Genomic DNA, 23,594 nt, shown 5'->3' with positions numbered 1-23,594 from the left:
TGCGTGATGCAAGCGATCACGTCCGATCCCTGACTGATCACGCCTTCCGCTTCGCCGCGACGTACCGTGCGAAATTGTCGAGAATCGCCTGCCAGCCGCCGCGCTGCTGCTCCTCCGAGTGCGTGGTTTCGCCATCGAACGCGACGCGGACGACAACGCCGTTCGGACCGGGCACGAACTCCACCTCGGCCTTGCGATCGCCGAACGCGTATTCGATCCGCTTGTGCTCGATGATCTTGGTGTAGGTGCCGGCGAAGTCAAAACCCATGCTGCCGTCCTTGGCTTCCATCCGCGACGAGAAGGCGCCGCCTTCGCGCAAATCGACCGTCGCCTTGGTCGTGTGCCAGTCGTCGGACGCCGCATTCCACTTCACGATGTCGGCGGGCGTCGTATAGGCCTGCCAGACCTGGTCGATTGGGGCGGCGACGCTGGTTTCGACGGTGATCCTCATGGGCATTGCTCCAGTTCAAGTCTTGCGGTCGAGGTGCGACATCACATCCCGCGTGCCGGGCCATCCGAGGCAGTTTCCGGGATCTGTGACCCAAGGACGATCGCCCCCCGTCCGAGCCGACATGGTCCTCGCAAATATTTTACGGCGACGTCAGGCCCTCATTGTCCGAGCTGCTGAAGCACGGCGAACCACAATGCGAGCGGCTCCCTGAGGGCGCCCGGCTCGGACGGCTTCTGGCGAACGGCGGTGTGCACCATGACGAGCTTGGAGGCTGGATCGACCAAGATGACCTGACCGCGGATGCCGAGCAGCGCAAATCTGCGCGGCTCGCCCGGCAGGAGCCACACCTGATAGCCGTAGCCGAAATAGGATGTGGCCACGCCCGGACCGAGATGGCCATCGCCTGGTCTGACGGTCGTGGCATCGAGCAGCCATTGCCGGGGGATCAATTGGCGGCCTTCCCAGGCGCCGTCATGTGCGAGCAACCGGGCCAGGCGCGCATAATCGCGCAAGGTCGCGTTGAAGCAGCAAAAGGCAATCTCCTGCCCGCTGCCGTCGATCGCCCAAGACGCATCGGCCTCTGCGCCGATGGGGTCCCAGATCCGGTCGTGAAGATAGTCGGCAACCGGCGTGCCCGTGGCGGCGCGCAGGACCATCCCGAGGATCTCGGTTTCAACGCTTGCATAGTGCCATTTGGTGCCCGGCGGCGCGCTTCGGGTGTTGAATTGCGCGACGATTGCCGCGGGGTCCTTCGGCTCATCGACGAACAGCGCCCGCCCAAGCCGGGCGATGTCGTCGTTGCCATCGTAGACTTCCGAGAATTCGACGCCCGACGACATGTTCAGCAAGGCGCGGATGGACGTGTTTCCATATTCCGTCCCTGCAAGACCGGGGACGTAGGTCGAGACGAGGTCGTCGATCGACTTGATCCGTCCCTCCGAGACCGCGATGCCGACCAGCATGGCCACCAGCGTCTTCGCCATGGATTGCGAGACAAAGCGATCGCGGTCGGTCCGCGCATATTGATAGTGCTCGTACAGGATGGTGTCGTCCCTGGCGATCAGAAGTCCCGTCGCCGGGTTGCGCTTGAGGTAGTCCGCGATGCTCAGTCGCTCGTTACCGAAACTGTAGGCAATCGACGGCTCCGGCGCGCGCTTGAATTGCCATGGCGCCGCCGCGCGACCGATCGCGCGCGAGCGGTAGAGCTCGTCGAAATGGCTGTAGACCCCGACCAGCTTGTCGATCTGGGGGGCGCCTCCCCGCGTGCCGACCGGGTAACCCTGAGCCGCGCCGTAGAGCTCGGCATCGGGGCCGGTCTCGGAAAAGACCGGCCCCGGATCGCCGGAGGAGCTTTTGCCGTCCTGTGCGTATGCTGGAGGTGCCGCGACCGCGGCAGCAAAAATGATGGGCAAGACAAGCCAGCGGCAACCGCGCGGCCTGCAGAGTGCTCCCCATGTCATTGAACTTGCCTCCTCACACGTTCCTGTGTGTGCGCTTGCGAACGCGGGCCAGTGACGAGCGTCATGCTATCATGACGGGCAGACGGTGTCAGCGTGCGGTCGCAGCCTGCCTTGCCCTTCACCGCCCAATGGGCCACCATCGCCGCGCGCAGCATCAACAAAACCAAGAGCGCCGAGGAAACGCAATGAGCAAGCCATCACGCTTCGACTATGGCTGGGTCGTCGTCGCAGCGGGAGCGCTGATGACCTGTGTCGGGTTCGGCACGATGCTGTCGCTGGCGGTGTTCCTGCAGCCGATCTCGGATGCGATGGGCTGGTCGCGCGCCGGCGTGTCGGCGGCGGCGACACTGGATTTCCTCTGCATGGGATTTGCCGCGTTCCTCTGGGGCGCGCTGTCGGACCGGTTCGGCACCCGCATCGTGGTGCTCGCGGGAAGCCTCTTGCTGGGCCTCGGCCTGGTCACCGCGAGCCAGGCGACGAGCCTGTGGCAATTCCAGCTTTGCTTCGGCGTGCTGATCGGCATTGCCGCCGGCAGTTTCTACGCACCGATGATGGCGCTGGCGAGCGCGTGGATCGAAAAGAACCGCAGCCTCGCGGTGGCGCTGGTCTCGGCCGGCATGGGCGTCTCGCCGGTGACGATCGCGCCGACCGCGAGCTGGCTAATCACCGCCTATGACTGGCGCACCGCGATGCTGGTGATCGGCTGTGCTGCCTGGGTGCTCCTGATACCCGCCTGCTTCCTGGTGCGCCCGGCGCCGGCGGCGGCAGGCGCCACGAATGCAGACGCTCCGCCTGATGTCGAGCTGACCGCGGCGCAGGCGTTGCGCACGCCGCAATTCGTCGCGCTGGCGGCGGCGCATTTCGCCTGCTGCGCCGCGCATTCCGGCCCGATCTTCCACATGGTGTCCTATGCCATGGTGTGCGGCATCGCCCCGCTCACGGCGGTGACGGTCTACAGCGTTGCCGGCGTTTCGGGCCTCGGCGGCCGCCTGCTGCTCGGCGCGCTCGCCGACCGTATCGGTGCAAAACCCGTGCTGGTCGGCGGCCTGTTCGTGCAGGCGATGTGCATCGCGACCTATCTTGCGGTCGCCCAGCTCGGCGAGTTCTACGCGCTCTCGGTCGTGTTCGGCCTCGCCTATGGCGGCGTGATGCCGCTCTATGCGGTGCTGGTCCGCGAGTTCTTCGGCGCGCGCATCATGGGCACCGTGTTCGGCGCGGTGTCGGCCTTCGCCAGCCTCGGCATGGCACTCGGGCCGTGGGCCGGCGGGCTCGTGTTCGACAATTTCCAGCAATACACCTGGCTGCACGCCGGCTCCTTCGCGATCGGCCTCGCCGCCGTCGCGGTGGCACTGAGCTTTCCAACCAAACGACGCGAGCCCATGGATCTCGGCCGCGGCGCGGCCGTCGCACGGTGAGATTTCCGTGGCTAAGTCCAGGGCTCCAGTTGCAAGTCGGTCTCCAGCGGAACGTTCTTGCCCGACGCAACCTCGGTGTTCACGACCGGTTTGCCGTTGCGATCGAACACGCGAACCTTGAGCTGCGATTTCGTCCTGTCGATCTCGAGGCGCGCGAAATTGTCGTCCTGGGTAAAGCCCCATGACTTGTAATGCATGCGCGTCTTGCCGTCCTTGAGCGGAAAGGCGTCCCATTGCTCGGGCAATCGGGAATCGTGCACATACCCATTCGGGTCTCCATCGGCGAACGGAAATGGCCAATAGAACGCCGATGACGTGACCGCGAATGCCCTGAGAGGCAGGACTCTCTTCCTCTGACCCTGATCCCGCTCGAAGGAGATTTCGGCGACATTCGAGCAGTGAATGTCGCCGGAGAGGAAGACGACATTCTGGATGGCTTCGTCGACGATGTGGTCGAGCAGTTCCTTACGCGTCTGCGGAAATGCCGGCCAGCTGTCGCTGTCGTCGCGATTGTTTCCGTTGACGTCGAACAGCAGGGTATCGAGACCTTTCTTCGTCCGGTCGTCGATCCGTTCGTCCATCGCATTCGGAACGAACACGCTGGATGAGACGATGAACTTCGGGACGTTGTTGCGATCCTTCTGCATCTGCGAAAGCCAGTCTTTCAGCCTGCGCATTTGTCCGGGATGATGCTCGTCGATGGTGGGATAGCCAAGCATGTAATTGTCGCGCAGTCCGTTATCCCGCGCGCGGTCGTTGTTGTTCTTGTAACGCTGCGTGCGGGTGTCGAGAACGAAGAACGGATAGCCGCCGCAATCGAACGTGTAGTACAGCAGACGGCCCCAGGTGCGCGGACTGTGGCTCCATTGGTAGTTCATGTAAGCGGTGACCGCGTAGTTGAACACCATGTGCTTGCCGGGATCGCCCCTCAGCCGGTCCTGGGTCCAGTTATCCTCGATCTCGTGGTCGTCGAGGATCATGTAGGTGCTCGATCGCTGCAGCAGATTGCGCAGGTTCTGCGCCGAATAGGCCGTCGTATAGCGCTCCTGAAATTCGTCGTACCGCTCGGCCCGCAGGATCGGAACGAAGCGATTGAGCATGTCGGCGTAGATCTGATCGCCGCACATCATGGTGAAGGAAGCCGCCGGGCCGATCGGACTGTCCTTGAAGTGCTGGGACATCGGCCCGAAGATCTGGTCGGCCTCCTTGATCTTCCAAAGCAGCCCCGGATAGCGGCACGATCCGAGCAGGAATGCGAGAGTGTCGGCGATCTGCCCCGCAGGCGGGAAGGTGCGGAACGTCGCTTCGCATTTCGATGGATCGAGCCCCAACAGATCGTTCTTGATGATGTTGATGTCAGGCAGGATCGCGATGAGATTCAGATCCGACGTCCGGGACGTGTTCGGCGTGGGATCGTCGACCGTAAGCACGCCGACCCGAACGGTGTATGCCGTATTCGGCGTGAGCGGCTTTGCCGGCACGTTCTTGTTCAGGTTTACCGCGACTGCGACTTCTTCCACGCTGTCGAGGTCGATCGAGTCATAGTATCCGAGCTGGACGTCCGAGCCGAGGACGAAGGTCCCCGTGCGGTCAAATTCCCGGTTGAGCCGGAAGTACCAAGCGAAATTGATCTTGCCGTCTTCCAGGATCCCGATCACGCCAATGGTGCGGCGATTTTCGTCGAGCTGCGCCCTGTCATCCGCGGGATCCGAGGCGCGGACCCAAATCCTGGCCGTCGTATCAGTGGTGTGACCGACAATCGGTCCCAGTCCCGGCTCGCGCAAACTGACCATGAAAATCTCCCCGTGCTGAAAACCGTCAGTAAAGTTCAGAACGGATGATAATGCAACCGGAAGGTGTTTGCGACGGTGAGGCCGGATGCCGCGATGGCGCTCGCATCCTGCACGCGGCTGATTTTCGCCGCGGGCGCGGAATTCTTGATCGGACCCGACGAATGGGTCACCATCCGCCCGCCCACCGAACAGCAATCAAGAGGGGCACGGGAAGAGACATGACAAAGGCCTCGACCATCGACCTCGTCGAACGGGCCCGCGCGATCGCGCCGCTGATCGCGCGCGAGGCGGACGAGATCGAGCGGACGCGGCGGTTGACGCCGGCGGTCGTCGCCGCGCTGATCGAGAACGGGCTCTATCGCGCCCTCCTCCCGCAAAGTCTCGGCGGCACCGAGGCCCCGATCGAGATCTTCATGCAGATGCTGGAGGAGATCGCGAAGGCTGACGCCTCGACCGCCTGGTGTCTCGGCCAGTGCAGCGTCTGCGCGATGATCGCGGCGTCGCTCGACCCCGACACCGCGCAGGAGATCTTCAATACACCGCCCGGCATCCTGGCCTGGGGTGCGATCGCGCATGAGGCGCGCAGTGTCGAGGGCGGCTATCGCGTCACGGCGCGGTGGGATTTCGCCTCGGGCTCGCGGCAGGCGAGCTGGCTCGGGGCCCATGTGCGCATCCTCGGGGCCGACGGCAGCCCGCGGAAGAATGCCGATGGCTCGCCGGAGGTGCGCACCATCCTGTTCCCCGCCGCGAGCGCGGTGTTGCACGACGTGTGGCAGGCGATCGGCCTTGCCGGCACCGGCACGGATTCCTACGAGGTGGCCGACCTCTTCATCCCCGAGCGCTTCACGGCGTTTCGCGACGTGGCCTCGGCGCTGCGCGAGACGGGCCCGCTCTACAAAATCGGCACCGGCTCTGCCTTCAGCCTCGGCTTTGCCGCGGTCTCGCTCGGCGTCGCACGCGCCACGCTGGATGCCGCCATCGCGCTGGCGCGCGCAAAGCACCCCTCACTGGCAGGCAGCGCCCTGCGCGACAATCAGGCCGTCCAGGGGCTGATCGGCCGCACCGAAGGCGATTTGCGCGCGGCCCGCGCCTATCTGTACGCCACCGCGCATGCGATGTGGCACGATCTCTGCGTCACGGGCGAATTCAGCGCGGCCCATCGCAGCGCGGTCCGCTTGGCGGCGACCTGGACCATCCATCAATCGGGACGCGTGGTCGACGCCGCCTATCACATGGCCGGCGCGACCGCGGTGTTCCGAAAGCATCCGTTCGAGCGACGGTTTCGCGACATGCACGCCATCGCGCAGCAGATCCAGGCGCGGGATAGCCATTATGAGGACGTGGGCAAGACGATCCTGGCGGAGGGCTCCGGCGCCAAGGGCTGAATTCGCCTACGCCTTGCGAGCGCCGAGCAGCCGGCCGCGCCAGCCCATGACGATAACCAGGGCAATCATCAGCAGGAGGGCCACAGCGGCGGCGGAGTCGACGATGTGGTCGCTTCCGTTGCAAAGGTCCTGGTAGAGGCACGCGCGCGACAGGACGCCGGCGCGGACCAGGACCGCGAGCACACCGAGATAGAGGAAGACACCGAGCGCCAGATACACCATTGTCACGAGCGCACGCCGCAGGCGCGAGGGCATGGTTGGATCGTCCTCGCGCCGCTCCGTGATGAACTGGCCGGGCTTCGCCTTGGCGGGATCGCGGATCTGGACGGTCGAATGCGTCAACAGATCGTGCACCGCCTGGTTACGGCGCGTGGCAGCCAGGATCACGAACGAATACCAGCCCAGAATGCTCTTGACGGCAAAGCGCGCCAACGCCTTGGCGAAGCTCAGATTGCCGCCGTGGTCGTCGACGACGCGCAAATTGGTCCAGATATGCCCGAGCGTGCCGCCGGCGCGCCAGACCAGCACCGGCTCGTAGAGCAGCAGGATGACGACGACCGCGACGCCGAGACTGCGGCTGAGTCCATCGCTCGCGACATTGCTGGCAACCGCCAGGGCGCCGAACAGCAGGGCCGTCGCCACCATCCAGTCCAGCAGGACGGCCTTGAACCGGCGCGAGAAGCGGGCATAGCGCGGGCTAGGCAGCGGCAGCGGAGGCGCATCAGAGATCATGGGGCCGCATCCGTTCGATCGATCCAATCATGAGACGCCGGCAGCGCGCGGCAGGTTCGATTGCCCCGCGGCAGCGCCTACGCCACCAGCGCAGCCTCGCCGCCGTCGATGCCGCGCTGGGCGGCGAGCAGGTTGACGATCTCGATATTGGGCCGGGCCTTGCTGAACAGAAAGCCCTGGCCTTCGTCGCAGCCTTCGGCCCTGAGGCAGCTCAGCTCGGCTTCGGTCTCGACGCCTTCGGCGGTGATGGTGACCCCCAAGCCCTTCCCGAGGCTGACGATGGAGCGAATGATCGCCTGCGCCTCGCGGTTGGCGCCGAGATCGCGGACGAAGGACTGGTCGATCTTGATCTTGTCGAAGGGGAAGCTGCGCAAATAGCTGAGGCTGGAATAGCCGGTGCCGAAATCGTCCATCGAGATGCGCACACCCAGCGCGCGCAAGGCATGCAGCGTCGCCAGCACCTGCGCGCTCTTCTCCAGCAGCAGCGTCTCGGTGATCTCGAGCTCGAGCCGGCGCGGCGGCAGGCCGGAAGCTTTAAGCGCCTCCGTCACCATCGAGAGCAGATTGCCGCTGCGAAACTGCAGCGGCGACAAATTGACGGCGACGCGGACGTCGTCCGGCCAGGTCGCGGCATCGAGGCAGGCCCGGCGCAGCATCAGCCGACCGAGCGGATTGATCAGGCCGGTGTCCTCGGCCACCGGAATGAACTCGGCCGGCGAGACCATCCCGCGCTCGGCGTGCGGCCAGCGCACCAGCGCCTCGAAGCCGGTAATGCGGCCGCTCTGGAGATCGATCAGCGGCTGGTAATACGGGCGCAGCACGTCGTGCTGGATCGCATCGCGCAGCTCGACCTCGATCTTGCGGCGGCTCTGCGCCTTGGCGTCGAGCGCGGCCTCGAAGAACGCGAAGCTGCCGCGCGCGTCCTGCTTGGCGCGCGACAACGCCATGTCGGCGCTCTTGAGCAGCTTCTCGGACTCATCGCCCTCGCCCGGCGCCATGGCGATGCCGATCGAGGCACCGATCACCACGGAATGACCGTCGAGCAGATAGGGATCGGCGATGGCCTCGAGCAGGCGTTTTGCCAGGCCCACCGCGTCCTCGGGCCGCGTCAAGCCGCTCTGCAGGATCGCGAATTCGTCGGAGTTGAGCCGCGCCAGCGCGTCTTCCTCGCGCAGCGTCGAGCGCAGCCGCTTGGCGACGCCGCGCAGCAGCTTGTCGCCGACCGCGTGCCCCAGCGTGTCGTTGACCGCCTTGAAATTGTCGAGCCCCAGCATCAAGAGCGCGACCTTCTCGGCGCTGCGCCGCGTGTGCAGCAGCATTTCGTCCATCTGCTGCCGCAGCAGGGTGCGGTTGGGCAGGCCGGTCAGGGCGTCATGCTGGGCCATGAAGGCGAGCCGCGCTTCGGCGCGCTTGCGTTCGGTGATGTCCATCAGCGCAAGCAGCACCGCGGGCCGCTCTGCATAGGTCAGTTCGCGGAAATAGATCGCAAGGTCGATCAGCGCGCCGTCGGCCTTGACGTGCTTCCAGGTGCGGCCGGCCTGTTCCTCGCTCGAACGGTCGGCGATCCAGGGCGGCTCGCTGTCGAAGGCCTGCAGGGCGCGGATTGTCAGCCGCTCGAACTCGGCGCGGCTGTAACCGTAATGTGCGACCGCGGCATCGTTGACGCCGAGGATGCGCTCGTCGTCCAGCGCGCAGACGATCATGGGAACGGGATTGCCGTCGAACAGCAGGCGGAACGAGGCCTCGCGCTGCTTCAACTCGGTGATGTCGACGCGGAGGCCAACCACGCCGCCGTCATCGGTCAGGCGCTCGTCGATCAGGATGACGCGGCCGTCCGACAGCTTCTGCTCGTGGCGCGCGCCGGGCTGATAGAGCCGTCGCAGACGCTCCGCGATCCACTCGTCCTCGTGGCCCGCCGCCTCCGGGTAGTCGCCGCGGGCAACACCGATGCGCAGCGTGTCTTCGAGGCGCGCGCCCTCTTCGAACAGATCGGCGGTCTTGCTGTAGATCTCGGCGTATTTCTTGTTCCAGAGCACGTAGCGGCCTTCGGCATCGAGAAACACGATGCCCTGCGGCAGGATGTCGACGGCCTGGCGCAGGCGCTCATGGGATTTGCGCGCGTCCGCGATCGCGGCTTCCGCCTCGGCGCGACTGCGCAGGACTTCGTCGCGTCCGGAGAGAGCCCGCTGCGTGCGCGCGAAGCGCAGCTTGCGCGGCGATTGGCCGGTCCGGACACGCACGCCTCTGTTTCGCTTTGTTGCTTTTCGAGACTTCAAACCCAACTTCACTCGTCCCAATCGCGCCCCGCGGCGCAAGTCTTGAGGCAAGTGTCTGAAAGAAAAGTAATCTTGGGCGGCCGCGGTCCGCGCCCGGCGGAGCTTGCTGCCTGTTTGCGTGGCGCCGTTGCGGCGACGGGCGCCGTCAGACCGGGTCCAGCGCCGCAATCGATGATCGACTTGCCGCAAAATTACGCGCACGCTTGAATCCGTTCCGAAATCTCGCGCGATTGCATGCGACCCGCGGATTTTTCTCACCCCGCGCACGAATTTTGGTCAATGCAGGATACGGTTATTGCCCCCTTAAGAAACGCCGTTCGAGACACGATTTGGCGAGCCGCGGTGAGCCGGTGGCCGGGCCCAGGCCTCGTTCTTAACCCTGATGCAGCATTGGTCTATAAGGACGTCTGCATGAGTCGCCGCTGCATTGTCCTCCTCCTGCTTGTCATGACGTTCCTGTCCGCCGGCGACGCGCTGGCCCAGGACAAGGGCAGCGTGAATCCGAAGCCGCTGCCGCCGCTCGCCAACCCGAACGACCCGGACCTCGCCGCGAAGGAACTATTCGCGCGAAAACTGCTGCCGTCGAAGGGACCGGCGCATGTCATCGGCTCCTACACCAAGGGCTGCATCGGCGGCGCGGATCAGATGCCGGTCAACGGCGATCATTGGCAGGTGATGCGGCTGTCGCGCAATCGCAGCTATGGCCACCCCGACATGATCGCGCTGATCAAGCGGCTCGCGGCCAGGGCGCACAAGGACGCGGGATGGCCGGGCATCCTGGTCGGAGACATCGCCCAGCCGCGCGGCGGCCCGGCGCTGTCGGGCCATGCCAGCCACCAGATCGGTCTCGATGCCGACATCTGGCTGACGCCGATGCCGGACCGCCGCCTTTCGCGCGAGGAGCGCGAAGACATGTCGGCGGTGATGATGGTGCGCCAGGACCGGCTCGACATCGACCCCCGCGTGTTCACGCCCGGCCATGTGCTGGTGCTGCGCGATGCGGCGCGGGAGCCGGCGGTGCAGCGCATCTTCGTCAACGCCGCGATCAAGAAGGCGCTGTGCCGCGAGGCCAAGGGCGACCGCGCCTGGCTCTCGAAGATCCGCCCCTGGTGGGGCCACGACTACCATTTTCACATCCGCATGCGCTGCCCGGCGGGTGCCGGCGAGTGCGAGGGCCAGCCGTCGCAGTCCGAGGACGAAGGCTGCAAGCCCGCCGATCTCGCCTATTGGTTCTCCGACGCGGTGCTCCACCCCAAGCCGCCGCCGGAGCCGCCTAAGCCGAAGCCGCCCATGACGCTGGCGCAGATGCCGGCGGCCTGCAAGGCCGTGCTGCATGCGGTGGATGCGAAGCCGTAAGCCTTGGTCAGCACGCCGCCCTTTGACCTCCGGCGTCAGCCTGCTATCTTCGCAATTGCGATATCCCAGCCGGCCGTAAGCCGCCGCCGGGTCCCGTGGAGCAGCGCTTCCACCCGTCGCTAACGACCCCACCAACGCCAGTCCTGTGCGCGCATCCTGCGCGCGCGGATTCGCAGGGAGCGCTGCCCATGTTACGCATTTCAGGACTTTTCGCCGCCTTCGTGATCCTCGCGGGCGCAAGCCTTTCGCCGGCCGCCGCCGAGGACAAGACCATCACCGTGTTCGCCGCCGCCTCGATGAAGAACGCGCTCGACGAGGTCGACGCGGCCTACACCGCCAAGACCGGTATCGGGTTCTCGGTCAGCTATGCCGCGAGCTCGGTGCTGGCGAGGCAGATCGAGCAGGGCGCGCCGGCCGACGTGTTCGTCTCGGCCGACACCGACTGGATGGACTACGCGATTTCCAAGAAGGCCATCGACGAGGCGTCCAGGGTCAACCTGCTCGGCAACAGCATCGTGCTGATCGCGCCGAAGGATTCCAAGGTCGACAACGTCACCATCGCGCAAGGTTTTGACCTCGCCAAGCTCGCCGGCGACGGCAGGGTCGCGACCGGTGACGTCAAATCGGTCCCCGTCGGCAAATACGCCAAGGCGGCGCTGGAGAAGCTCGGCGCCTGGCAGGCAGCGGAGCCGAAATTCGCCATGGCCGAGAGCGTGCGCGCCGCGCTGACGCTGGTCGCCCGCGGCGAGGCCACGCTCGGCATCGTCTATTCCACCGACGCCAAGGTCGATCCCTCCGTCAAGATCGTCGGCACCTTCCCGGCGGACTCGCATCCCGCGATCATCTATCCGGTTGCGGCGACTACGACCGCCAAGGCCGGGACCAGCGACTATCTCGCCTTCCTGCGCTCCTCGGCCGCCAAGACCATCTTTGAAAAATACGGCTTCAAGTTCCTGGTCAGCCCGACAATCTGATATTGACGACTTGATGTTCGATATCTCTCCCGCCGAATGGACGGCGATCCTGCTCTCGCTCAGGGTCGCGATCATCGCAACGCTGGTGGCGACGCCGTTCGGCATCGCGCTGGCTTGGCTGCTGGCGCGGCGCGATTTCTGGGGCAAGTCGGTGCTGGATGCCGTCGTGCATCTGCCGCTGGTGCTGCCGCCGGTCGTCACCGGCTATCTGCTGCTCCTCAGCTTCGGCCGGCGCGGCCTCGTCGGAGGATTTCTCGCCGATTATCTCGGCATCGTGTTCTCGTTCCGCTGGACCGGCGCGGCGCTCGCCTGCGGGGTGATGGCGTTTCCGCTCCTGGTGCGGCCGATGCGGCTGTCGATCGAGGCGATCGACCGCCGGCTCGAGCAGGCCGCCGAGACGCTTGGCGCGGCACCGTGGAAAGTGTTCTTCACGGTGACGCTGCCGCTGGCGCTGCCCGGCGTGCTCGCCGGCATGGTGCTGGGCTTTGCCAAGGCGATCGGCGAGTTCGGCGCGACCATCACCTTCGTCTCCAACATTCCCGGCGAGACCCAGACGATTTCGTCGGCGATTTACTCGCTGATCCAGACGCCGGATGGCGATGCCGCGGCCGGCCGGCTCGTGATCGTCTCGATCGTGCTGGCGCTGGGCGCGCTGATCGCCGCCGAATGGTTTGCCCGCCGCGCCACGCAGCGCCTGCACGGGAACTGACCATGCTGCGGGTCGACATCGAAAAGCAGCTCGGCGAGTTCTCGCTGTCCGCGTCCTTCGCCAGCGAGGGTCGCGTCATCGGCCTGTTCGGCGCGTCGGGCGCCGGCAAGACGTCGCTGGTCAACATGATCGCAGGCCTGTTGCGGCCCGACCGCGGCACCATCGTGATCGACGGCGAGACCGTCGACGACATTGCGGCCGGCATTCACGTGCCGACGTATCGCCGCCGCATCGGCTATGTGTTCCAGGACGCGCGGCTGTTCCCGCATTTCAATGTCGCGCAGAACCTGGACTATGGACGGCGGATGAACAGCCTTGCGCCCGATCCGGCGCAGCACAAGCGCGTCATCGATCTGCTCGATATCGGCGCCCTGCTCGACCGCCGACCCGGAAAGCTCTCTGGCGGCGAGCGTCAGCGCGTCGCGCTCGGACGCGCGCTGCTGTCACGGCCGCGCCTGTTGCTGCTCGACGAGCCGCTCGGCGCGCTCGACGAGGGCCGCAAGCTCGAGATCCTGCCCTATCTGGTGCGGCTGCGCGACGAAGCCAATGTCCCCATGGTCTATGTCAGCCACGACGCCGCCGAGCTGCGCCAGCTCGCCACGCAGATCGTGATGCTGAAGCAGGGCCGCGTGACGAGTTTTGGTGGGGTGAAGGTGCTGGCGTGAGGGACCCGCACAGCTCTCTCCGCCGTCATTGCGAGCGTAGCGAAGCAATCCAGACTGCCTCCGCAGTGGCAATCTGGATAGCTTCGTCGCAAGAGCTCCTCGCAATGACGAGGAAGCACTAAACCCCCGCCACCGAGGCCCACACATCCGAAAACTTCTTGCGCAGCGCCTGGGCGCGGGTCAGCGGCGGCGGCGTCTCGTCGTCTTCCGGCAGGCGCAGGCCGACGACGTTGACGCGTCCGCCGGAGATGCTGCGCGCGACCAGCACGATCTCGTCGAGGGCGAGCTCGGCGCCCTCCTTCGGCGCGCGGTCGAGATGGACGTCGAAATAATCGGCGAGCGTCAGCTTGCTCTCGTCCTCGCCGACCTTGACGCCGTAGATCTCGGCGAGCTCGGCGAGCGTGTGCTCGCCGGAGACCATGAAATCGCCGAGCAGATGCGGATCCGGCGCCGAGCTCGGCTGCATGTCGACGAAGAAGCGGTCGAGCGATTCGGCCTTTTCCGGCGGCGCCAGCAGATAGATGTAGTCGCCGGGCGCGATCGGATCGGCCTCCAGCGGCGTCAGGATGTTCTCGTTGCGGATCACCAGCGTCGGCTTGGACCAGGACGGGATCAGCCCGCGGCGAAAATAAAGGCTCTTGGGCCGCACCGGATAACCGACCAGCTGCTGCTCGAGCTGGCCGGGCAGATCCAGCTCGACACGCCGCGGGCCGCGCTCGGCGCGCGGCAGCGCTACGTGCAGTTTTCGCGCGGCCGGCGCCAGGGTCCAGCCCTGCAGCAGCAGGGAGATGATGACGACGACGAAGGCGACATCGAAATAGAGATAGGCCTTGGACAGGCCGACCAGCATCGGGATCGACGCCAGGAAGATCGCGACCGCGCCGCGCAGGCCGGTCCAGGCGATGAAGATCTTCTCACGCCAGTTGAAGCGGAACGGCGCCAGGCACACGAAGACGGCGATCGGCCGTGCCACCAGCATCAGCACGAAGGCAACGCCAACGGCCGGCAGCACGCTGGTGCCGAGCCGGCTCGGCGAGACCAGGAGGCCGAGCAGCACGAACATCACGATCTGCGCCAGCCAGGTCGCGGCATCGAGGAAGGCCACCACCTGGTTATGCGCGCGCGTCGGCCGGTTGCCGATGATGATGCCGGCGAGATAGACCGCGAGGAAGCCGGAGGCGTGCATCATCTGCGAGCCGCCGAAAATCACCAGCGCGGCCGTGGTCACGAACGGCGCGTGCAGGCCCTGCGGCAGCGCCACCTTGTTGAGCGCCATGACGACGAGACGTCCGCCGATGACGCCGACGATGGCGCCCAGCACCGATTCCTGCACGAACTCCATCAGCACGTGGCCGGGCGAACTCGAGCCGATCGAGATGTACTCGACCAGCATCAAGGTGAGGAAGATCGCGAAGGGGTCGTTGGTGCCGGATTCCGCCTCCAGCGTCGCGCCGACGCGCGGGCGCAGGCGCAGGCCCTGGGTGTGCACCAAGAGGAATACGGCGGCCGCATCGGTCGAGGCCACCACTGCGCCAACCAGCAGCGATTCCGTCCAATTGAGGTCGAGCGCATATTTGGCGAACGGCGCCGTGATCAGCGCGGTCAAGAGCACGCCGGCGGTCGCCAGCACCACGGACGGCGCAAGCACGGTGCGGATGCTGGCAAAGCGTGTCCTGAGGCCGCCATCGAACAGGATCAGGGCCAGCGCCACCGAGCCGACCAGATAGGTGGTGCGGACGTCGTCGAACTGGAGCTGGCCGGGACCGGAATCGCCGGCGAGCATGCCGACCGCAAGGAAGACGAGCAGCAGGGGCGCACCGAAGCGGAGCGCAAGCAGGCTCGACAGGATGCCGGCCATGACGAGGACGGCGCCGAGCAATATGGCGAGGCTGACGGAGTCGAGAGAGGCCATCCACCTTCCGGGTCAAAGCAGCGGGAAAGGCATCCTTATCGTCGGCAGACTCGCGCGCCAACCCATTTTCGCCTCTCGCGGCAATCTGCCCGTATTATACGGCCTTAACCTCCATCACTTAGCGGTGTATCGATGGCCCGGCCGCGTCCCTTGTGGGATTCTGCGGCTCCCTCGAATCAATTCCTCCCCGCTTGCCGACGAGACCGATGGACATGGACCTCAAGGACTTCATGGAGTTCGTGCAGACCACCGCGCGCAGCGTCGGGGCGGAAATCTCCTCGCCCTGGTTCTATCTGCAATTCGGCCTCATTCTGGCCGCGGCCGGCATCGCCTATGCGGCGGAGGCCGCCGTCCGCAACCGGGTCGACATGACCTCCCTGGCGATGCGCTGGCCGCTGCCGCTCCGGCACTTCGCCCGGGTGATGGTCTCCAGCGCCTCGACGGCGGTGTTCACGCTGTCCGTGATCCTCTCGCGCGTGGTGATGTACCACGCGACCTGGCCGAGCCGCTCCTACCTGCTGATGGTCGCCGCCAAGCTCGGGCTGGCCTGGCTCGCGATCCGGCTCGTGACCTCGGTGCTGCGTAATGCCTTCATCGTCAAGCTGGTGTCGATCACGGCGTGGTTCGTCGCCGCGCTGTCCATTCTCGGCCAGCTCGACGCGACCGTCGACCTGCTCGATGCCTACGCGATCGTGCTCGGCGGCCTCCGCCTGACCCCGCTGCTGGCGCTCAAGGCCGGTGCGCTCCTCCTCATCGCGCTCTGGGCGACCAACATCGCCAGCAATTTCGCCGAGAGCCGGATCAACGCGACCAGCGACCTGACGCCGTCGGTGCAGGTGCTGCTGGTCAAGATCATCCGCATCGGGCTTCTCGCCGTCGCCATCGTGATCGCGCTCGGCGCGGTCGGCATCGACCTGTCGGCGCTCGCGGTGTTCTCCGGCGCGGTCGGCGTCGGCATCGGTATCGGCCTGCAGAAGATCGTCGCCAATTTCATCTCGGGCATCATCCTGCTCGCCGACAAGTCGGTGAAGCCCGGCGACCTCGTCACCATCGGCGACAATACCGGCCGCATCAGCGCGATGAAGACGCGCTATATTTCCGTCGCCGCCGGCGACGGCCGCGAGTTCCTGGTGCCAAACGAGGATCTGGTGACGCAGAAGGTCGTCAACTGGACCTATACCGACAAGAACACGCTGGTGAAGATCGCCTTCGGCACCAATTACGACGCCGACCCGAAACTGGTCTGCAAGCTCGCGGCCGAGACCGCGGAAGCCCATCCGCGCGCGCAGAAGGGCAAGCCGCCGACCTGCATCCTGACCGAGTTCGCCGAAGCCGGCATGAAGTTCTCGCTGACCTTCTGGATCGCCGACCCCGATGGCATGGACAAGGTCAAGAGCGACGTGATGCTGGCGCTGTGGGACGCCTTCAAGCGGGAGGGCATCCGGGTTCCCTACCCCGTCCGCGAAATCCGCATCCGCGGCGGCGCACTGCCGGTGGAAACCACCGTAGAAGTCCCGAATTAGGCCGCTTTCGGACACGAGGGACGGAAGGCTCGGCTTGCATGAATGCCGGCAATCATTAAATTAGGGCCTGAAATCAAGCCTTTCCGCCGACAATCGCGATCAGCCCCGAAAAGACTGCACAAGCATGAGCTACGTCGAAGCCACCGATACCTCGCTGCGCAAGACCGGACAGATCAAGCTGCATGGGCCGGCCGCCTTCGCCGGCATGCGCAAGGCGGGCGCGCTGGTGGCGAAGTGCCTGGACGAGCTCACCGACATCGTCGGACCGGGCGTGCCGACCGAGCGCATCGACCAGTTCGTCCGCGACTTCGCCTTCAGCCATGGCGCCTACCCGGCGACGCTGATGTATCGCGGCTATCGCTATTCGACCTGCACCTCGCTCAACCACGTGGTCTGCCACGGCATGCCCGGCGACCGTCCGCTGAAGGAAGGCGACATCGTCAATATCGACGTCACCTTCATCGTCGACGGCTGGTACGGCGATTCCAGCCGGATGTATGCGATCGGCCCGATCGCCCGCAAGGCCGAGCGGCTGATCGAGGTGACGTATGAAGCGATGATGCGCGGCATCGCCGCGGTGAAGCCCGGTGCCACCACCGGCGACATCGGTCATGCGATCCAGAGCTTCGTCGAGCCGCAGGGCATGAGCGTGGTACGCGATTTCTGCGGCCATGGGTTGGGCCGCATGTTCCACGACGAGCCGAACATCATCCATATCGGCCGCCCCGGCGAAGGCGTGCAGCTCAAGCCCGGCATGTTCTTCACCATCGAGCCGATGATCAATCTCGGCAAGCCGCACGTGAAGATCCTCTCCGACGGCTGGACCGCCGTCACCCGCGACCGCTCGCTCTCGGCACAGTTCGAGCACTCCGTCGGCGTCACCGCCACGGGTGTCGAGATCTTCACGCTGTCGGCGCGGCACGGCGAGAAGCAGATCGGGTGAGCTCTTAGGGTTTGCCTGCGAGGCACTGACCGGGCGCGTTATCTCAATTGACGGTTGCAAATACGCAGGTCCCCGGCGATGCTGGCGACCGATGCCCACCAAGCAAGACCCCGACAAGAGCAAGCCCGAGGACGCGCCGCACTATCACGGCCATCGCGAGCGATTGCGCGAGCGCTTCTACAATGCCGGAGCGGATGCGCTGAGCGACTACGAGCTGCTGGAGATGGCGCTGTTTCCGGCACTGCCGCGGCGCGACACCAAGCCGCTGGCGAAGACGCTGATCAAGATTTTCGGCTCGTTCGCCGAGGTGGTGCATGCGCCGGTGGCGCGGCTGCGCGAGGTCGACGGCATCGGCGAAGCCGCGATCAACCAGCTCAAGCTGATCGCGGCCGCCGCGAGCCGCGTGACCAGGGGCGAGGTCAACAGCCGCAACGCGCTGTCGTCCTGGAACGAGGTGATCGACTATTGCCGCTCCAGCATGGCGTTCGCCGACAAGGAGCAATTTCGCCTGCTCTTCCTGGACAAGCGCAACCAGCTCATCGCCGACGAGGTGCAGCAGACCGGCACGGTCGACCACACCCCGGTCTATCCGCGCGAGGTGATCAAGCGCGCGCTGGAATTATCGGCGACCGCGTTGATCCTGGTGCACAACCACCCCTCCGGCGATCCCTCGCCCTCGCAGGCCGACATCCAGATGACGAAGGCCATCATCGACATCGCAAAACCGCTCGGGATTGCGGTGCACGACCACATTATCGTGGGCAAAGGCGGACATGCGAGCCTGCGCGGGATGCGGTTGATTTGACCGAACCGTAGCTCGCCAAGGCCACAGCGGAAGATGTGTCCTGTTCTTCCGCACGTCGGACAGCCGATGACGTTGGCAAGTTCGCCGGTCGCACGTGCCTGATGTCTCGCCGGCGGAAGAGCGCCACTGCAGCGCAACACCGCGCCGGCTTTTGATCCCCCGCAAGGTCGGTAGCGCCAGATGCACTAACAAGACGCACGACTGCTGTTCGCGAACCTGTCGATCGATACGTAGCAAGTGGGGGACGGTATCATGTGCAGGGGCTTCTTGCTCACCGCCACGAGTGCATTGATTGAAGCATTGTGCATCTTGCCGGCGACGGCCGTAGAGATGCAGCCGGGATTTTGGGAGCTTACAAGCAGGATCAATCGCGATGGCGTCGGCTCGACGCGTCCGGTGCGCGTCAGGTGCGTCACCGCGGAAAGAGCCAACGCGACGCGTTCCATGACCGATCTTGACGTCAATTCCGGTCTCAGCGCGACCCTGGGCGCCTCTTCGGGGAGGGACGCCTGCAAGCTGACCGAGGCGAAGAGCGGCAAAGACGTGCTGACGTGGCGGTTGCAATGCACGGGCAGCCCGAGCCTGACCAAAGAGTTTAGCGCCCGCGTCGACAGCCCCCGTCATTACGTGGCCGTCACCAAGACCAGCATCACCCTCGGGAACAAGACCTTGACGGTCGTCTCGACAACGGAAGGTCATTACAAAGGCGAGTGCCCGCGGTGAGCACCGAAACTCGCACGTCCCGGACTTACGGCTTTTGCCTGCTGGCCGCGATAGGCCGGCGATCCCGGATCCGGTCGTGGATCCTGGCCATCCTGCTCGCGCTGATGCCGGCGCTGCTGCCGACCGCTCCAGCGCAGGCAGGGTGCAACCTCGAGGACATGGTCGACGCCTTCAAGCAGGCGGTGACGACGACGGCGGATTGCGAGCCGGTCTGCGAGAACACATACGAATGCTATGCCGTAGCCGTCCTTGCCGCAGCGCTCACCTTCGACGCCAAGCAGGGGGTCGACGTCAGTCCGATCTGCGTGGATGCGCCGGCCAAGGTCGAAGACCTCATGGCCAAGCTGACGCCGTTTCTTTCGCAGCAGGACATGGTCGATCTATCTCAATATACCAGCTATATTTCCGATGCCCTGGCCTTCGTGAAATGCGCCTGCGAAACCAAGGATCTCCATATCGACAACGAGTCCAGCTTCGGCGTGTGCGTCGACAAGGCGGCGAGCGCGATCGGTTGCGCCCCGATCGTCATCGCCGGCTTTACCATCACTTACGACTGCGCGCCGGGGCATCCCCTTGCACAAGCACTCGATGCGGCTGAGAGCTGGGCCTGCAAGCACCTGGATTTCGGCTGTGACGAAGATGATTACGTCGAGGCAAACTACCATGTCTGTCCCTCGGGGCAGCAATCCGATCGCAGCGGCAATTGCGTTCCGTGCGAAAGCATTGCCAATGCCGTTACTGGCAACAACGGCGAGTGCGCCTGCAAGTCCGGCTATTCCGAGAATGCGTTCTGGCTTTACATCGGCCAGACCACCTCGAAGTTCAAAATACTCCAGTCCTGCAATTTCTCCTGCAACGCCCCGTTCGTCTACACCGGCGGCTTCTGTCAGTGTCCGTTTGGATCGCAATCGGATTATGGCGGCGGCTGCACGCCGTGTTCCAACACGCAGAAATATGTACCGTTCACCGTCGTGGGAGGCGTTTTTCACGAAGGAAGGTGCGAGCCCTGCCCGCTTGGCACGAGGCTGGGCGCCGATCGTCTCAGTTGCGTCAGCCTGTGCGACAATCCCAACGAAATCATGGACATGGCAACGAAGAAATGCGTGCTCTGTCCGCCGGGGCAGAAGACGGTCCACGACCTAGGAACCTACGGACATTGCGAAGCCTGCGCATATGGCCAGAAGGTCTCCACTGACCACAAATCCTGCGTTGCAGCCTGCGCGCCCGGTCAAATCATGGGAGGTCTGATGCTCGGCAAGGACCAGGCGGCCGACCCAGGCGCGTATCAGTGTCAGACCTGCCCGGACAACACCTATGCGAGCTATGAGGCTGCCGGCAGCAGCAAAGGCATCTGTCTGCCATGTGCAGACGGCACCTCTGCAAAGGCAGGCGCGACGAAGTGCCTGGCCCTCAGCTGCGGCCCCGGCTCCTATCCGGACCCGAACGATCCGCACGCGTGCAAGAGCTGCCCGCCAACGCAAATTTACATTCCCGCCGAAAAATCGATCGTAACCAATCCGGCAACGGGCCAGACCAGCGCACAGGTCGTAGCGGGTCATTGCGGCTGCGGCGACAACCAGGTGCTGCAGGGAGGCGCCTGCGTGTGCGCAAAAGGCGCTACCAAGATCAACTTGCCGCAGTTCGGCGGGTCGTTGTTCGCCTGCGCCTGCCCAGCCGGAGCGCATTTCGATGCGGCGACCTCCACCTGTGTGTGTGCTGTGGGCGCGAACATCGATGCGGCGAAGAACGCATGCCTGTGTCCGACGGGGCAACATCTCGACGGCGACAAGTGCGTCTCGGCTTCGCTGTCCGGCGCTCCGTTGGTTACGGCCCCCAAGGACTGCTCGACGCTCGGGCCGAACTACATCAACAACCCCAAGACTCCGGCTGCCTGCTTGCGCTGCCCAACGGGCCGAATTGCCAACGCGGATCGCGATGCTTGCGTGCCTCTTGGTCGGCCCGCAGCACCGGTTGTCGTACTGCCCCCCGCGGGACAAGCTGTCAGGCCCGTGCTCCAATGTCCGCCCGGCATGGCGCCAAACGCCACCGGGAGGGCCTGCATTCGCCGGCCCGGCTTGCAAAGGGTTGCCCCACCGCCAGCTTTGGCAAGACCGCCCATCGACCGCACAATGCCGAAGCAGCTTCCGAAAGTCGTTCCACCCAGGCGACCGGCGCAGTGACCGAGAAATCCGAGATTCGAGTTTGCCCTGGAGACCTGACATGACGCCGTTGAGGCACCTGCTTCCTGCATTCCTTGCAATCAGCGCAATATCGTTTGTCGGATCCGCAACGGCCGAAACGCAGCGCTCGGAAATCGAGCCCGTCGTCAGGGAGTATCTTGCCTCACATCCGGAAGACGTGCAGGCGATCGTCAAGGACTATCTGCTGAAAAATCCCGAGATCCTGCGGGATGCGCTGGGCGAACTGATCAAGAAGCAGGCGGCGGCGAAGCCGGCGCGAATCGCGCCCGACAGTGCGGAGCAGAAAGCGGCCATCCGGAGCAACGCGCAGGCCCTGTTTGATTCGGCGCATCAGGTTGTGCTCGGCAATCCCCGCGGCAATGTCACTCTGGTGGAGTACTTCGATTACAATTGCGGGTACTGCCGACGCGCCTTGGCCGACATGCTGAGCCTGCTGCAGGGGGACGGCAATTTGCGCGTCGTGCTCAAGGAATTTCCGGTCCTCGGCCCCGCCTCCGTTGAAGCGGCAGGCGTGTCCATCGCCGTGCGCATCCAGGATCCGACGGGGGAGAAATACCTCGCGTTCCATCGTCGCCTGCTCGGCAGCAATGGTCGGGTGGACAAGGCGACCGCGCTCGCCGCCGCCCGCGACGTCGGGCTCGACATGGCACGGCTGGAGCAGGATCTCTCCAGCGACGAGGTGCGCCAGACCCTGGAGGAAGGCCGCACATTGGCCAAGGCCCTCGGCATCAGTGGTACGCCGAGCTATGTCATCGGCGACGCCATCATTCCCGGCGCTATGGGTGCGGCGGGATTGAAGGAGAAAATCGCGCTGGCGCGCTCAAGATAGCGAAGGATCGTCAAATCAGGGTCGGGCGAGGCGGGACACGCCAGCCTGCGCGGGATGCGGCTAGAGCGTGATGACCGGCAGTCACCGAACGGATTCCCATCCCTTCGGAGTCCAGCGGAGTAGCGCGCCCGAAAGCGGTTTCGGCGCACGGGCCGCGATGTTCCGGGCGAGCGTGCGCAGTGCGTCGAGCGCGGCGCTGCTGTCCTCGCCCGAATAGAGCACGAGATCGGGCGTCGGAGCCGCCACGATCAGAACGCCACCCTGGGCTTGCGCGAGCGGCGCCCAGCCGTCGATCAGCGCAAGCCGGCTGGTCGCGTAATAATCTCCCTTCAATGTGCGGAACTGTCCCGGTACGGCCGGCTTTGCAACAGACATCAGCGGCTTCAAGCTGTTGCGCACATTGGCGGTGGCGATGTCGAAGACTTGGTCCGTCGTCAAGCCGAGTGCAGCACGGTGCTTATCATTAAAGATTTTCACCGTACGCGGCGAGTCGAGCACCGGAACGATCACCAGCCCCTCCGCGAGTGGCCGCGTTGGGATGGTACCGGCAGACTCGAGCTCGCGAAGCGCTTGCCGCATATAATCGGTCGAGCGCACCACCATTCGGAGAGCCGCTTTGGTCGGCAGGTCCTTGACATTGCCGGTCATTGCGACGACCCCGCCGACATAGGTCTCGATCTCCTTGGCGCAGCCGCTCGTGTTCGCCTTGCAGAAGGCGTAGATGCGATCGAGGTTGGCTTGCAAGGAGCCGATCGAGAGCGTCAGAGGGCCCTTGATCGCGACTGGCGCGTTGCGAACCGCGGCCTGTATCCGCGCCGCCACGAAGGCGGTGAACGCAGGCTCGTCGGCCGGAATCTGCTGCGCCGACGCAGAGCCGGCGGCGAGGAACGAGCCGGCGACGACCGCAGCGGTCAGCCACCGGCACAGGCGAGACCGGATCCGCGTACGCCCTCTTCGGGCCTGTTGCGCCAAAGGGCGGGTACGTCGCGACAGCACGCTTGCATCGCCCTCAGACCGAGGGACTCTTCGGCAGAGCAAAGGAAAGCACGATCGCATCCGGCGACTGCTTGAAGTCCCGGGTCACCGTCTCGCGCACGAGGCCGGCAAGATCGCCCAAAGGCTTCGTTTGATAAAGGCCGGGAAACACGACCGTGACCGATGCGAGACGGCCATTGCGCCAGTTGAAACCGACCTGGGGTCTTACACCGGTCGACTGCTCGAGATCGCCCTCCACGGCCCGTGCGTACTGCATTCCGTCTCTTAACGCGCCAAAGGCATCGCAGCCGGACAGGGCAAAGGCGAGGACGATAATGACGACCGCTCTGAACATCGAAGGACTCAAACGAAATTCATGCTCTACGTTGGATTGTGGCAACATTATCATGCAACAATTCATGCATGCCAGAGAAAATACGTGACGGCGTCCAGCCGCCGATCGAGCG

Annotated in this window: 21 protein-coding genes; 12 read left to right on the top strand and 9 right to left on the bottom strand. The window is 65.0% G+C overall.

The window, feature by feature from the left end; all coding sequences use genetic code 11:
- Positions 1–37 precede the first annotated feature (37 nt).
- Both ML401_RS03705 and ML401_RS03700 read right to left on the bottom strand, forming a co-directional pair.
- Positions 38–451 (bottom strand): SRPBCC family protein, encoded by a 414-nt coding sequence (locus ML401_RS03705; protein ID WP_285809868.1) that lies wholly within the window; start codon positions 449–451, stop codon positions 38–40.
- Positions 452–609: 158 nt separating this feature from the next.
- A complete protein-coding gene (locus tag ML401_RS03700; RefSeq protein ID WP_249157190.1) occupies positions 610–1,863 on the bottom strand; it encodes a serine hydrolase in 1,254 nt (417 codons plus the stop codon).
- A gap of 233 nt (positions 1,864–2,096) precedes the next feature.
- On the opposite strand from ML401_RS03700, the gene ML401_RS03695 reads away from it, so the two are divergent.
- Complete coding sequence (locus ML401_RS03695; RefSeq protein WP_211418784.1) at positions 2,097–3,326, top strand: MFS transporter; 1,230 nt, start codon at positions 2,097–2,099, stop codon at positions 3,324–3,326.
- Positions 3,327–3,337: 11 nt separating this feature from the next.
- Here ML401_RS03695 and ML401_RS03690 read toward each other — a convergent pair whose 3' ends face one another.
- Together ML401_RS03690 and ML401_RS03685 are read right to left on the bottom strand one after the other, a co-directional pair.
- A complete protein-coding gene (locus ML401_RS03690; RefSeq protein ID WP_285809862.1) occupies positions 3,338–5,119 on the bottom strand; it encodes an alkaline phosphatase D family protein in 1,782 nt (593 codons plus the stop codon).
- Positions 5,120–5,154: 35 nt separating this feature from the next.
- Complete coding sequence (locus ML401_RS03685; RefSeq protein WP_194405722.1) at positions 5,155–5,292, bottom strand: hypothetical protein; 138 nt, start codon at positions 5,290–5,292, stop codon at positions 5,155–5,157.
- A 45-nt stretch (positions 5,293–5,337) separates the two neighbouring features.
- Here ML401_RS03685 and ML401_RS03680 point away from each other — a divergent pair, with 45 nt between their 5' ends.
- Positions 5,338–6,504: an acyl-CoA dehydrogenase family protein gene (locus ML401_RS03680; protein WP_285809859.1), complete on the top strand. Its 1,167-nt coding sequence runs from the start codon at positions 5,338–5,340 to the stop codon at positions 6,502–6,504.
- Positions 6,505–6,510: 6 nt separating this feature from the next.
- Here ML401_RS03680 and ML401_RS03675 read toward each other — a convergent pair whose 3' ends face one another.
- Positions 6,511–7,236, bottom strand: a complete 726-nt coding sequence (locus ML401_RS03675; protein WP_285809857.1) for an RDD family protein — start codon at positions 7,234–7,236, stop codon at positions 6,511–6,513.
- A 77-nt stretch (positions 7,237–7,313) separates the two neighbouring features.
- Positions 7,314–9,476 (bottom strand): bifunctional diguanylate cyclase/phosphodiesterase, encoded by a 2,163-nt coding sequence (locus ML401_RS03670; protein WP_285809855.1) that lies wholly within the window; start codon positions 9,474–9,476, stop codon positions 7,314–7,316.
- A gap of 447 nt (positions 9,477–9,923) precedes the next feature.
- Between ML401_RS03670 and mepA the strand changes: the two genes are divergently transcribed.
- The 4 genes from mepA to modC all read left to right on the top strand — a co-directional run bounded on the left by mepA (position 9,924) and on the right by modC (position 13,216).
- Positions 9,924–10,868, top strand: a complete 945-nt coding sequence (gene mepA / locus ML401_RS03665; RefSeq protein ID WP_285809853.1) for a penicillin-insensitive murein endopeptidase — start codon at positions 9,924–9,926, stop codon at positions 10,866–10,868.
- A gap of 188 nt (positions 10,869–11,056) precedes the next feature.
- On the top strand, positions 11,057–11,842 hold the full coding sequence (gene modA, locus ML401_RS03660) for a molybdate ABC transporter substrate-binding protein (RefSeq protein ID WP_211418789.1): 786 nt from the start codon (positions 11,057–11,059) through the stop codon (positions 11,840–11,842).
- A gap of 13 nt (positions 11,843–11,855) precedes the next feature.
- Positions 11,856–12,551, top strand: coding sequence for a molybdate ABC transporter permease subunit (gene modB / locus ML401_RS03655; protein ID WP_212065821.1), 696 nt, complete (start codon positions 11,856–11,858; stop codon positions 12,549–12,551).
- Between the two features lie 2 nt (positions 12,552–12,553).
- Positions 12,554–13,216 carry a molybdenum ABC transporter ATP-binding protein gene (modC, locus tag ML401_RS03650; protein ID WP_194405715.1) on the top strand — a complete coding sequence of 221 codons (663 nt, stop codon included), beginning with the start codon at positions 12,554–12,556 and terminating at the stop codon, positions 13,214–13,216.
- A 118-nt stretch (positions 13,217–13,334) separates the two neighbouring features.
- On the opposite strand, the gene ML401_RS03645 is transcribed toward modC, so the two are convergent.
- Complete coding sequence (locus tag ML401_RS03645) at positions 13,335–15,128, bottom strand: potassium/proton antiporter (protein ID WP_211418792.1); 1,794 nt, start codon at positions 15,126–15,128, stop codon at positions 13,335–13,337.
- A gap of 206 nt (positions 15,129–15,334) precedes the next feature.
- Here ML401_RS03645 and ML401_RS03640 point away from each other — a divergent pair, with 206 nt between their 5' ends.
- The 6 genes from ML401_RS03640 (at position 15,335) to ML401_RS03615 (ending at position 22,152) form a co-directional block, all read left to right on the top strand.
- A complete protein-coding gene (locus ML401_RS03640; protein WP_211418793.1) occupies positions 15,335–16,651 on the top strand; it encodes a mechanosensitive ion channel family protein in 1,317 nt (438 codons plus the stop codon).
- Positions 16,652–16,775: 124 nt separating this feature from the next.
- On the top strand, positions 16,776–17,594 hold the full coding sequence (map, locus tag ML401_RS03635; RefSeq protein WP_211418794.1) for a type I methionyl aminopeptidase: 819 nt from the start codon (positions 16,776–16,778) through the stop codon (positions 17,592–17,594).
- A gap of 91 nt (positions 17,595–17,685) precedes the next feature.
- A complete protein-coding gene (radC, locus tag ML401_RS03630; RefSeq protein WP_285809849.1) occupies positions 17,686–18,399 on the top strand; it encodes a DNA repair protein RadC in 714 nt (237 codons plus the stop codon).
- Positions 18,400–18,666: 267 nt separating this feature from the next.
- A complete protein-coding gene (locus tag ML401_RS03625) occupies positions 18,667–19,122 on the top strand; it encodes a DUF3617 family protein (RefSeq protein ID WP_285809847.1) in 456 nt (151 codons plus the stop codon).
- The gene (locus ML401_RS03620) at positions 19,119–21,302 is read left to right on the top strand and encodes a hypothetical protein (protein ID WP_285809846.1); all 2,184 of its coding nucleotides are present in this window, start codon (positions 19,119–19,121) and stop codon (positions 21,300–21,302) included. The genes ML401_RS03625 and ML401_RS03620 overlap by 4 nt, the downstream gene beginning before the upstream one ends.
- 40 nt (positions 21,303–21,342) lie before the next feature.
- Entirely contained in the window at positions 21,343–22,152 is an 810-nt protein-coding gene (locus ML401_RS03615) for a DsbA family protein (protein WP_285809845.1), read from the top strand.
- Positions 22,153–22,233: 81 nt separating this feature from the next.
- On the opposite strand, the gene ML401_RS03610 is transcribed toward ML401_RS03615, so the two are convergent.
- Complete coding sequence (locus ML401_RS03610) at positions 22,234–23,148, bottom strand: hypothetical protein (protein ID WP_285809843.1); 915 nt, start codon at positions 23,146–23,148, stop codon at positions 22,234–22,236.
- Between the two features lie 13 nt (positions 23,149–23,161).
- Complete coding sequence (locus ML401_RS03605; RefSeq protein WP_211418801.1) at positions 23,162–23,482, bottom strand: hypothetical protein; 321 nt, start codon at positions 23,480–23,482, stop codon at positions 23,162–23,164.
- Positions 23,483–23,594: the final 112 nt, after the last annotated feature.

This window comes from Bradyrhizobium sp. 62B, from assembly GCF_030272265.2.
GTDB lineage: Bacteria > Pseudomonadota > Alphaproteobacteria > Rhizobiales > Xanthobacteraceae > Bradyrhizobium.
This window is presented reverse-complemented; position numbering and strand designations above follow the sequence as displayed.

Excerpts from the sequence above, each read along its gene's own strand:
- ML401_RS03690 (WP_285809862.1), bottom strand. The coding sequence starts at position 5,119 with ATGGTCAGTTTGCGCGAGCCGGGACTGGGACCGATTGTCGGTCACACC.
- radC (WP_285809849.1), top strand. The coding sequence starts at position 17,686 with ATGCCCACCAAGCAAGACCCCGACAAGAGCAAGCCCGAGGACGCGCCG.
- mepA (WP_285809853.1), top strand. The coding sequence starts at position 9,924 with ATGAGTCGCCGCTGCATTGTCCTCCTCCTGCTTGTCATGACGTTCCTG.
- ML401_RS03675 (WP_285809857.1), bottom strand. The coding sequence starts at position 7,236 with ATGATCTCTGATGCGCCTCCGCTGCCGCTGCCTAGCCCGCGCTATGCC.
- ML401_RS03685 (WP_194405722.1), bottom strand. The coding sequence starts at position 5,292 with ATGGTGACCCATTCGTCGGGTCCGATCAAGAATTCCGCGCCCGCGGCG.
- ML401_RS03705 (WP_285809868.1), bottom strand. The coding sequence starts at position 451 with ATGAGGATCACCGTCGAAACCAGCGTCGCCGCCCCAATCGACCAGGTC.
- map (WP_211418794.1), top strand. The coding sequence starts at position 16,776 with ATGAGCTACGTCGAAGCCACCGATACCTCGCTGCGCAAGACCGGACAG.
- ML401_RS03695 (WP_211418784.1), top strand. The coding sequence starts at position 2,097 with ATGAGCAAGCCATCACGCTTCGACTATGGCTGGGTCGTCGTCGCAGCG.
- ML401_RS03640 (WP_211418793.1), top strand. The coding sequence starts at position 15,335 with ATGGACATGGACCTCAAGGACTTCATGGAGTTCGTGCAGACCACCGCG.
- ML401_RS03680 (WP_285809859.1), top strand. The coding sequence starts at position 5,338 with ATGACAAAGGCCTCGACCATCGACCTCGTCGAACGGGCCCGCGCGATC.
- ML401_RS03645 (WP_211418792.1), bottom strand. The coding sequence starts at position 15,128 with ATGGCCTCTCTCGACTCCGTCAGCCTCGCCATATTGCTCGGCGCCGTC.
- ML401_RS03605 (WP_211418801.1), bottom strand. The coding sequence starts at position 23,482 with ATGTTCAGAGCGGTCGTCATTATCGTCCTCGCCTTTGCCCTGTCCGGC.
- modA (WP_211418789.1), top strand. The coding sequence starts at position 11,057 with ATGTTACGCATTTCAGGACTTTTCGCCGCCTTCGTGATCCTCGCGGGC.
- modC (WP_194405715.1), top strand. The coding sequence starts at position 12,554 with ATGCTGCGGGTCGACATCGAAAAGCAGCTCGGCGAGTTCTCGCTGTCC.
- modB (WP_212065821.1), top strand. The coding sequence starts at position 11,856 with ATGTTCGATATCTCTCCCGCCGAATGGACGGCGATCCTGCTCTCGCTC.
- ML401_RS03615 (WP_285809845.1), top strand. The coding sequence starts at position 21,343 with ATGACGCCGTTGAGGCACCTGCTTCCTGCATTCCTTGCAATCAGCGCA.